The organism is Candidatus Binataceae bacterium, from assembly GCA_035294265.1.
GTDB lineage: Bacteria > Desulfobacterota > Binatia > Binatales > Binataceae > DATGLK01.
The window spans coordinates 1-10,318 of record DATGLK010000075.1; the positions used below are offsets into that span (position 1 = coordinate 1).

The window sequence follows — 10,318 nt, forward strand, 5'->3', positions numbered from 1 at the left end:
GGGACCAACTGCGAAAACCTTCCGGAGACCCACGCCTTTCTTGTCCAATTGCGCCGCCACATCGACGATAACTTCTTCGGACGGATGCTGCTGGCGGAGGCTAACCAATGGCCGGAGGACGCGGCGGCCTATTTTGACGAAGGCCGGGAATGCCAGATGGCGTTTCATTTTCCCTTGATGCCGCGGATGTTTCTTGCCGTCAGGATGGAAGAACGCTTTCCCATGGTGGATATTTGGTCGCAGACTCCGCCGATTCCTGAGACCTGCCAGTGGGCGCTGTTTTTGCGCAACCACGACGAACTTACCCTGGAAATGGTCAGCGAGGAAGAGCGCGACTACATGTATAGGGCCTTCGCCAAGGAGCCGCGGATGCTGCTCAACCTGGGAATCCGGCGTCGCTTGGCTCCGCTGTTGGGTAACAATCGACGTGCGATCGAACTTAACAATGCACTTTTGTTGTCGCTACCTGGCACTCCCGTGATCTACTACGGCGACGAGATTGGAATGGGAGACAATCTTTCGCTGGGTGACCGCGACGGAGTTCGCACGCCGATGCAGTGGAACGGCGATCGCAACGCCGGCTTTTCCACCGCCAATCCGCAGCATCTGGTTCTGCCGCTGGTAATCGATTACGAATACCATTACCAGGCCGTAAACGTGGAGGCTCAGGAGGCCAATCCACATTCGCTGATGTGGTGGATGCGCCGGTTGATTGCGCTGCGCCGCCAATTCAAGGCCTTTGGCCGCGGTTCGATCGATTTTCTTAACCCTGAAAACCCGCATGTTCTGGCTTTTGTCCGTCGCTATCAGGACGAGCGAATTCTGGTGGTCGCCAACCTTTCGCGCTTTGTCCAATACGTCGAGCTGGACCTGTCGGAATACCAGGGAATGGTTCCGGTCGAACTTTTTGGACGTAATCAATTTCCCACCGTTAGCGAACGCCCTTATTTGTTGACCCTCGGCCCGCACGGTTTCTTTTATTTTTCACTCGAGAAGCGTCACGCACAGGCGCAAGTTGAGCAGAGGCCCTACCAACCGCCCCGGTTGGAGCTAGCCGGCACTCTGGAGAGCCTGTTACGGGGCTACAACCGCTCTGCGCTGGAGCAGGTGTTACCCGACTATCTGCCTCGCTGTCGCTGGTTTCGGGCCAAGTCCCGCTCAATTCGCACGGTTACAGTCGGGGATGCGCTTGAGATCAATGAAAGCGGTGGCGATGCTTTTCTCGTGCTGCTCAACGTCTCTTACCGTAATGCGGAGGCCGAGACATACGTATTGGCGCTGGCTTTGGCTAGCGGCGAGCAAGCCGCGCACATTCGCGCCCATTACCCCGAACGAATCATTGCGGCCAGTTATCGCGCCGATCGCAATGGAGCGTCGGAAGGCGTGCTCTACGACGCGCTGGCGCAGCCTGAGTTCGGTCGTGCCTTGCTGGCGATGATCGAGCGTCCGCGCCGAGTCAGGGGTTTATCGGGTGAATTGCAAACCTCCCCTACACACATCCTGCGCGAGCTGCGAGGAGCCAGGAACGAGGTGCTCGAGGTCCGCGCGGTCAAGGCCGAACAAAGTAACACTTCGCTGATATTCGGCGACCGGCTGATTTTGAAAGTTTATCGGCGTCTCGATGCCGGGATAAACCCCGACGTCGAAATCAGCCGCTTTCTCACTGAGCATACGCCATTCAACAATATTCCGCGGCTGGCCGGTTGGATCGATTTTCATAACAATAAGGGCGAGGTCCGGACCGCGGCCATTCTTCAAGAGTACGTCGCCAACCAGGGCGACGCCTGGGAGTTCACCTCCTCTGAGCTCAAGCGCTATTTCGAGGTGACTGCCGCCTCCGGCCAGCCGCCCGCCCTTCCCGAGCAGCGTTTCATGGCCTTGCTGGACCAGGAGCAGCCCGATCCTGTCGCAGCCCAATACGTCGGCGCCTATCTCCAAGCGGCAAGTTTGATGGGCCAGCGAATCGCCGAGTTGCATCTCGCCCTGCTCAACAGCAGCGACGTGCCGGCCTTTGCGCCCGAGCCGTATTCCGCCCTTTACCAGCGCTCCGTGTTTCAATCGATGAGCAATCTGCTCTCTCAAGCAGTGCGTCAGCTTCGGAGCAAGCTGACCATCTTGGATGACAAGATACGCCCTCGCGTCGAGGCGATCGTTGCCAGCCAGAGCCAGATTGCCGCTAAATTTTCCGCGTTTGCCCGGCGCAAAATAACGGTCGCGCGGCTGCGCTGCCATGGTGACCTTCATTTGGGTCAACTCCTCTACACCGGAAAGGACTTCGTCATTATCGATTTTGAAGGCGAGCCCGCCCGTCCCTTAAGCGAACGCAGGCACAAGAGTACGGCCTTGCGCGATGTGGCTGGCATGCTGCGCTCGTTTCAATACGCCGCCTTGAGTGCGGCGATCGAGCAGCAACATATCGGACCGAAATCAGACCCCGGCGTCACTGAAGGCTGGGCGCGCCTGTGGCAGATCTGGTCGTGCTGGGCTTTTTTGCGGTCCTATATGCAGACTGCCGGTAGCGGTCCGCTAATTCCCGCGGACCGTGAGGAATTGCGTATCCTGCTGGAAGCCTTTGTAATGGAAAAAGCAGTCTACGAGTTGGGTTATGAGCTGAATAACCGCCCGGAATGGCTATCTATTCCACTGCTTGGCATTTCGGAAATCCTCGGCTTACCCATCGCCAGCGCGCTTGCAAGCGATACTTCGCCCACAGCCTAAGTAGTGTCGCGATTCGTAAGTACCTGAAGCGGTCAGCCCCTGTAGAGAAGCGAACGCATGCCTGCACAGTCATGGGTTCTCGGACAGTCGGCGAGCCATGGCGTAATAGAGCGCGCCAAAATCGAAACAAAACAGTAGCGGTCTCCGCGACCGCAAAACGCTCCGCTTGTCCCTGAGGCTCAACGCTGCGCAATCGGACAACGTCGGTGCCGCGGCGGGCCGCCGCTCTTGGAGCCGGGTCAGTTACATACGCAATATTCGCACGAACCCAGATTGGCGCCTTGCGCCGAATTGAGCAGCGCAAAACCTGACAAGCCGGGGGCGGAGAGATTGGGCAGGCCGGGTTCGGCCTCGGAGGCGGCAATCGGCGGAGCTGGAGTCGGAAAGAAGTTGAACACTGGTGGCGGCACGAAAGCCGAGGCCGGCTTGCGGTCGAACAGATATGCCAAGCATTGGTTCACCGCGTCTTGGCGGGCTTGAAACGGTCCGGCGGCCTGAACGTTGCCAACCCAGCGCGTCCGACCTGCCGACCCATAGCAGCTACAGGAATAGCCACCGGGGGTCGGCGTCGGACTGGGCGTGAGCAGCCCAGCTACGGCAGACAGGGGAGGCAGCGCACCGATCGAGGGGATGCCGGCGGGAACCGCGGGTAGGGGCGATATCACCGCGCCTGGCGGTGGGGGAGGCGGACTCAACGGCACCGGTGGCGCCCCGAGTTGTGCCCACACCGCGTTTTGATATCGGGCGGGCAAAATGGTACTGAGCAGCGCAGCCGTCACGAGACTGGCGATCATCATCAGCCGCGCAAAATGAAGTGGCTGCTTTCGTAGGCGCGGGCCTATGTCAGTCCTGGCACTCGTCTTCCTATCGCGATGTCGGCTAACAGCGTTCCAACGCCGTCTTCTAAGATGCCTTCCCATCATTGAAATAACGCGGAGTTAAAATGGGAAATGTGGAGCATTTTAATGTTTTTATTGCACGCAATTGATCAAAATTGCGCGAACCATGGTGTCTCGGGAGCATCCGCAACTTGAAACTGGATCTTAAAGCTTTTGAGTAGAGTACCGTCGGCATGTCTGAGCGCGAGTTTTGCCTGCTCCAGAGCGACCGCGCTTTGCACTTGCGCACCCTGGGCCGCAACCAATTGGTTTTTGTATTGCAAAATGTCGTGGATCGCTGCGGTACCTACCCGGAAGCGCTTTTGCTCCTCGCTCAGCGCCAAGGTCCAGTAGCGAGTTGCGGCCTCGGTGGCTTTGATTTGAGCGACTGCCGAGGCTAAGTTGGCAAGCGCTCCCTGCACGTTGACAACGACCTGGGCCAGTGCTGCGCTGTAGTTACGACGCATTTGCTCGTAATTCATTTTGGCCTGTTCGTAGTAAGCCTTTTCCACCGCGTCATCCAATGGCATCTCAAAGGAAAAGGTGACGGCATATTGATAAAAACTTGAATCCAGCATCCTGTTGAGCGCCGTCGCATACGATCCGCTGAAGGGAAGAAAGGCGTAGCCAGGTGCTCCGGGAGGAGTGAGCGCGGAACCCGAGGTCAAACAGTTAGTAGGCAAGCCAGCTATGCTCGGGCCGCACAGCGCTTCGCCTGCGAGCGAGGTAGCTTCGAACTGCGCGCTGAAATTGAGCTGCGGCAGGAGCTGATTGCGCCACCAGCTCGCCATCACCTTAGCCCGACGTAACCCCTCGCGCATGGCCGCCAACGAGGGTAAGTCGGCAATCGCATTTTCCAACGAGTGCTCCTCCTCATCGGTCACGTTTTCGCTAACATTGGGGCTTTGCGCAGGTTCGATCCGTTGCGGCAAAAAGGTATGAGCTGGATTGAGCATTGCATCCTGACGCAACACGGCACGGGCGGTCCTTACGGCGGCAATGGCCGCGTCCAGATTGGCGCGGTCAGTGGCGGCTGCCGCGCGCGCCTCTTCCAGCATGATCGGCGGTTGCTTTCCCACCCGTACCGCTACCGCGTTATCGCGGATCACCTCTTGGTCGAATTGTAGGGCTTGGCGAGCTACCTTCAAGTTGGCCTCGGCCAGGTAGAGGTTCCAATAATCGTCCGCCACTGCCTGAACCAGGTCGTTGAGCTGTTGCGCGTAACCTAGTTGCGCCTGGCGGTTAGCAGACTTGGCGATATCAATGTTGATGGTGGCGTAACCCAACCCGAAATCCCGTAGCAAAGGCTGGAGAAACGCAAAGCCAAGGCTTGGGGTATAGCTAGGATTAATTGACACCGAATAGCTGTTGGTATTTTGCCATTGGTTTTCAAAAAAGACGGTCAATCTGCCGTTGCTTGCCGCCAACATCTTGTTGATTGTGAAATTCCATTGGTAACCGGCCGTCGACAAATTGTGTGACCCATCTACAGTTGACAGTACCGAGGTGCCCGGAACCACGCTGCCAAGGGCGATTGGCGAGGCAACAACGCGCGGGTCGAACTCGCCCTGCGCCATCTCGACCGCTTCCGCGCTGCCGACCGGCACCATGCGTGCCGCCAAAACATTAGGATTGTTGCGCAGCGCCAGATAGATCACCTGCTTGAGGCTTAGCTGATTGACTGTGGGATCCGAGCTGCCAAGGTATTCGCGTGTCAGCAAAGTCTCGGGCGGCATTGTTACGCCGGGCGACCATTGATGGCGCAGCACCGCGGGCAGAGACCACACTCCGGTTTGCCGCTCCAGCGGTACCCTCAGCTCCGGTGAAATACTGGCTTGGAAGCTTGTCGGCGTCTGCGCAATAAGCGGTGCGCTACCTGATGAAGCGCCAAGGGCGGGTGAGACGCTCCAACCAACCACGAGAGCCACCGCCAATGCGACGAAGGCTCCGGATGCCTGAGACGTCCGCTTGGAGGCGTGCTTGGGAAATCGGCTTACGATTGGCGGCACCGTCATGGTTCAGAAGCGCGCGTACCACGAGCGTGAGACTACGGGTTGGAGCGTGAAGGCGATCTGAAAATGGTGGAGCAAAGTGCCGTTGGCATGCCACAGTGCCAACTTGGCGTTTTCCAGATCGATCTCGGCTTGCACCTGATTGCCTCGCGCATTGATGTATTCGCTTTGGTACTGCAAGAGATCGTGAGTAGAGGCCATTCCGGCCCGGAAGCGCACCTGTTCGTTATGTAACGCGTGCCTGGCATATTGAACCGCTTCGCTCGTAGCCTGCACGCGGTCGACATCGGCCTGGGCGTTAGCCAGCCCGTTTTCAACTTCGTTGACCGCCTGGCTAAGCGCGGCTTGATATTGCAAGCCGATCTGCTGGTAGGCAGCACGGGTTTGGGCCAAGGCCGCGCGCGCGGTGGCGTTGGCCAGTGGCCGCTCGAAGGAGAGGATAGCCACATAGTTGTAAAAGCCGAAGCCGAACATCTGGTTGAGCGCTGAGGCGTAATTGCCTGAAAAGGGCAGGGCGACGCCCGGCATATTGGGTTTGTCTCCATTGATGGGACCGGGCGATTGAATACAATTGTCTAGGCTACTGTATCCAAAGTTCGGCCCGCACACGGCATCTCCAGCCAACGAATTGATGGAGATTTGGCTCTGCGCGTTGACTTGCGGCAGTAGCTGATTTTCCGAATACTTGACCTGCAGCAGTGCCGCGCGAATTGCCTCGCGCATTTGCGCCAGCGAAGCGCGATTCTCCACCGCGCTAACTAGCGCGTCGCGTTCATCGGTGTCGATATAAGCATCAGGATTGGGCCGATCGGAGGGAGTGATCTGGCGTGGGACAAAAGTGCCCGCCGGATTAAGCATTACATCCTCGCGCAGCGTATTGAGTGCGTTCTTGAGGGCGGCGCGTGAACTGTAGAGATTGGCGCGGGCGGTAGCTTCGGAAGCTTGAGCTTCTTCCAGATCCAACGGGGCCAGCATTCCAACCCGATGCTGGACCGAATTGACATGGACGAGATCGCGGTAAAATCTAAGCCCTTCCTCGGCAACCGCCAAATTCTCCTGGGCTGCGACCACACTCCAGTAATCGCCGCCCACCTTTTGCACAAAGTCGGTCAACGCCTGCGCATAACTCCATTGCGCCTGTTTTTGGCTGGACTCTGCTAAGTCCACGTTGATCGTGGCGAAACCCCAGCCAAAATTGCGCAGCAGCGGCTGTGACAATGACAGCGCCAAAGTTGGAGTGTACGAGGGATTAATGGTTTGGGTAAGGTTGTTGGTCTCGGTGCGTAGGTTGTTGAACGTCAGGCTCAAGGTGCCGTTGGTGCTGGCCAGGATCTTGTTAACCCCAAAATTCCAGGCATAGGTTTTGGTTTCAAGAGCATTTCCTTGAAAGGTCTCGATCGGCGTCGTGGCCGGAATCACCGTCTTTTGCTGTTGCGCCACGCCAGTCAGATCGGGATCGAAGATACCAGCCTGTTGCATCACGCTGGCATCAGCCATTACCGGCTGCAAGCGCGCGGCCAGCACTCCGGGGTTGTTGCGCAGAGCCAGATATATCGCCTGCTTTAGGCTCAAGGGTTGGCTGCCGCTATCGATACTGCGCAGATAGCTGGCGCTGAGTTCGGTCAGCGGGGAGGAGGCTCGTAGAGGAAAAAACTGGTTTAGCAGGATTGCAGGCAGGGAGAGCACAGAATCATCGTGCTCGAATTGTCGGGTCGCTTGTGGCCCGACCGCGAGATCGGGCGCGCTTTGCCCGGCCAGCGTACTAGCTTCTCCGCTCCCAACGGAGGTGGCGGCTACCTGCCCGCACAATCCCAGCCCTGCGAGCTCCATCCAGATGCCGAGAAGGATCGCGGCCACGCGCGTGCCGCCTCGTGCTGAAACCATAATTCCTCTCCTTCGACTGGGTCTTAACCATGACAGTTTGCTTTGCGCGTGCAAGCTGCTGGGATGCTGCCCCCGACGGCGATAGTATTTCATCAAGGGTACGTCCCTGACCGTGACTTGAGCCGCCAAGACGATTGGTGGGCCTATACGGTTGACGCCCGGGCGGGTGCCGGCGTTGGTTGCCGAAAAGGCGCCGCGTATGATTTCCAAGCCGAGTCGCACAATTTGGCCGACCCTCGCGTCCGCCACGTGAAATCCGCGCCCAGGCACGCGATGAACTACCCGCTCCGACTTGATAGCAAACTGCTGGCGGTCCCTGGAATCGGCCCCAAGCGCGCACAAATGCTGGCTGCGCGCGGCCTGCTCAGCGTGGGCGATCTACTGCTCTACCTGCCCACGCGCTATCGCGACTGGCGCACGCCCCAGCCGATCGAGCGATGCGAGCCCGGAACAGTAGTGACCCTGGCCGGAGAGCTGGAGGGCCTAAGCGCGCGTCCGATGCGCGGGGCGTGGGGCCGGCGAATCGTCGAGGGGTGGTTGCGCGAGGAGGGTGGGGAGCGGATGGCGGTTATCTGGTTCAACGCACCCACCTACCTGTGCGACACCTTGAAAGCCTACGGCCAAGTCGTGCTCCAGGGACGGGTACGCCACGGCGTGCAGGGGCGAATGGAGCTGCACCACCCGGAAGTGTTTCCCCGCCACCAGGCCCCCGCGATCGTGCCCGAGTACGCCCTAGGCGCGGAATTGGGGCAACGCCTGATGCGCAGCCTGATCGCCCGTGTCCTGCCTGCCGCCGCCGCGCTTCCCGCGCTGGTGCCCGCGCCCTTGCGCGCCGACGCCGGCTTGCTCCCGCCCGCCGATGCCGTGCGCTACCTGCATCAGCCGCCGCCGCAGGCCGACCTGGACGCACTTGTCGAAGGTACCACCGCGGCTCATCGCACACTGGCCTTAGACGAGCTGTTCGCCTTCGACCTGGCCCTGATGATGGAGCGTTCGCACGCGCGCGAGCGACAAGGGGTCAGTTTCGACCGGCCGGCGGTTCTCAGCACGCGCTTTCTCAAAGAACTCCCCTTTGCTCTCACCGGCGCACAGGAGCGGGCGATCGTCCAGCTTCAGGCCGACATGGCGGCGCCGTGGCCGATGAATCGCTTACTGCTGGGCGACGTCGGCAGCGGTAAGACAGTGGTCGCGCTGTGGGCGGTGGTACGAGCGATCGAACATGGTTACCAGGCCGCGGTGATGGCGCCCACGGAGTTGCTGGTCGAGCAGCATTACCACACCTTCGCCCGCCTGGCCGGAGCGCTTGGCATTCGCGCCGAGTTGCTCAGCGGTAGGCTTGGCGCAAGTGCTCGCGCACGAGTGCTGGAGCGCGCGGCGCGCGCCGAACCGATGGTTCTATTCGGAACCCAGGCGCTCATCCAGAGCAAGGTCAGGCTGGGCCGCCTGGGGCTGGCGGTGATCGACGAACAGCATCGCTTCGGTGTCTTCGACCGCCTGCGCCTGCGTGCCTTAGGACCCCAGGCCGATTTGCTGTTGCTGAGCGCAACACCGATACCTCGCAGTCTGGCGCGGGTAATGCTCGCCAACCTGGATGTAATGCGGTTGGATGAGAGGCCGCCGGGCCGGGCCAGCATCAAAACCGAAATCGCCGTCGAGAGTCAACTCGAACAGGTCTGGGCGCGCTTACGTGCAGAAGTTGACGGCAAACACCAAGCCTACTGCATCCTGCCTCTGATCGAGGATGATGACCAGCCGGACTTGGCGGTGGAAAGCGCGGCCCGAGCCTTGGTCCAAGGCCCCCTGGCGGGTCTACAGGTTGGCATCATGCACGGGCGACTGAGCGCGGCCGCCAAACAGGAAGTGATGCGTCGCTTCCGCGACGGCGAGCTGGCGGTGTTGATCGCGACCACGGTAGTCGAGGTGGGAATCGACGTGCCTGCGGCCAGTGTGATGGTGGTATTAGCGGCCGAGCGCTACGGCCTGGCTCAGTTACATCAACTCCGTGGTCGAATCGGACGAGGGAGCCAGCCCAGCCACTGTTTCCTGGTAATCTCGGATCGGGCGGGGAGTTCTGCGCGCGCTCGGCTGCAGGTGCTAGTCGAACAGGATTCCGGCGCTGAAATCGCTCAGGCCGATCTTCAATTGCGCGGCCCCGGCGACCTCTTCGGCATTCGCCAGGCCGGCCCGCTGCCGTTGCGCTTTGCGGGCTGGCTACGTGACTTGAAAAGCGTCCAGACCGTGCGCGAGCTTGCTAACCGCTGGCTTATCACCGACCCTGATCTTGAGAGCGCGCTGTCGCAGGGGTTGCGCCAAGCGGTCGAGCAGATGATGGCGCGAGCTGCCGACTGGGAGCAGTTGGGCAGCGCCGGTTAAAGAGGACAGCCGGAAGTGGCCAAAAAAGCCCAGATTAACGCCGTACGCACAGTACGCGAAGTATCGGCCGGTGGCCTGATCTGGCGGCGCGACGAAATCGGTGGCGAACCCATGGTGGTATTGGTCCGACCCGCCGGGCGCAGCACCTGGGTGATACCTAAGGGAGGGCTAGAGCGCAACGAAAGTCGCGAACAGGCAGCGGTGCGCGAATGTCGGGAAGAAACCGGCTACGAGGTCGAAGTCGGACCGGTTTTGGGCCGGATTAACTATTTCTATACTCGCCGCGACGATCACAGCGGCCAGCCAGTGCGAGTGTTCAAGCGGGTGGATTTCTTTTTGATGAAACACCGAGGCGGTGATGCCTCTGCTCACGACCACGAGATCGACGAGGTGCGCTGGTTCCGGATCGACGAGGCCTTGCAGCGCTCCTCCTACCGCAACGAGCGCGAGCTG

6 protein-coding genes are annotated in these 10,318 nt (G+C 59.9%); 3 read left to right on the top strand and 3 right to left on the bottom strand.

Translation table 11 applies throughout. The annotated features are described in order from the left end of the window. Positions 1–2,718: putative maltokinase (locus VKV28_12400; GenBank protein ID HLH77597.1), on the top strand; the 2,718-nt coding region annotated here is incomplete at its 5' end. A gap of 239 nt (positions 2,719–2,957) precedes the next feature. Here the strand turns inward: VKV28_12400 and VKV28_12405 are convergent. The 3 genes from VKV28_12405 to VKV28_12415 form a co-directional block, all read right to left on the bottom strand. Next, entirely contained in the window at positions 2,958–3,515 is a 558-nt protein-coding gene (locus VKV28_12405; GenBank protein ID HLH77598.1) for a hypothetical protein, read from the bottom strand. Between the two features lie 191 nt (positions 3,516–3,706). After that, on the bottom strand, positions 3,707–5,383 hold the full coding sequence (locus tag VKV28_12410; protein HLH77599.1) for a TolC family protein: 1,677 nt from the start codon (positions 5,381–5,383) through the stop codon (positions 3,707–3,709). A gap of 231 nt (positions 5,384–5,614) precedes the next feature. Then, complete coding sequence (locus tag VKV28_12415; GenBank protein ID HLH77600.1) at positions 5,615–7,492, bottom strand: TolC family protein; 1,878 nt, start codon at positions 7,490–7,492, stop codon at positions 5,615–5,617. Between the two features lie 273 nt (positions 7,493–7,765). Between VKV28_12415 and VKV28_12420 the strand changes: the two genes are divergently transcribed. Both VKV28_12420 and VKV28_12425 read left to right on the top strand, forming a co-directional pair. Then, positions 7,766–9,865, top strand: a complete 2,100-nt coding sequence (locus VKV28_12420; GenBank protein ID HLH77601.1) for an ATP-dependent DNA helicase RecG — start codon at positions 7,766–7,768, stop codon at positions 9,863–9,865. Positions 9,866–9,880: 15 nt separating this feature from the next. After that, positions 9,881–10,318 (top strand): NUDIX domain-containing protein (locus VKV28_12425; protein ID HLH77602.1); only part of this gene is annotated, 438 nt, incomplete at its 3' end.

Coding starts and splice junctions, on each gene's coding strand:
- VKV28_12415 (HLH77600.1), bottom strand. CDS start 7,492: ATGGTTTCAGCACGAGGCGGCACGCGCGTGGCCGCGATCCTTCTCGGC.
- VKV28_12420 (HLH77601.1), top strand. CDS start 7,766: ATGAACTACCCGCTCCGACTTGATAGCAAACTGCTGGCGGTCCCTGGA.
- VKV28_12405 (HLH77598.1), bottom strand. CDS start 3,515: ATGATGATCGCCAGTCTCGTGACGGCTGCGCTGCTCAGTACCATTTTG.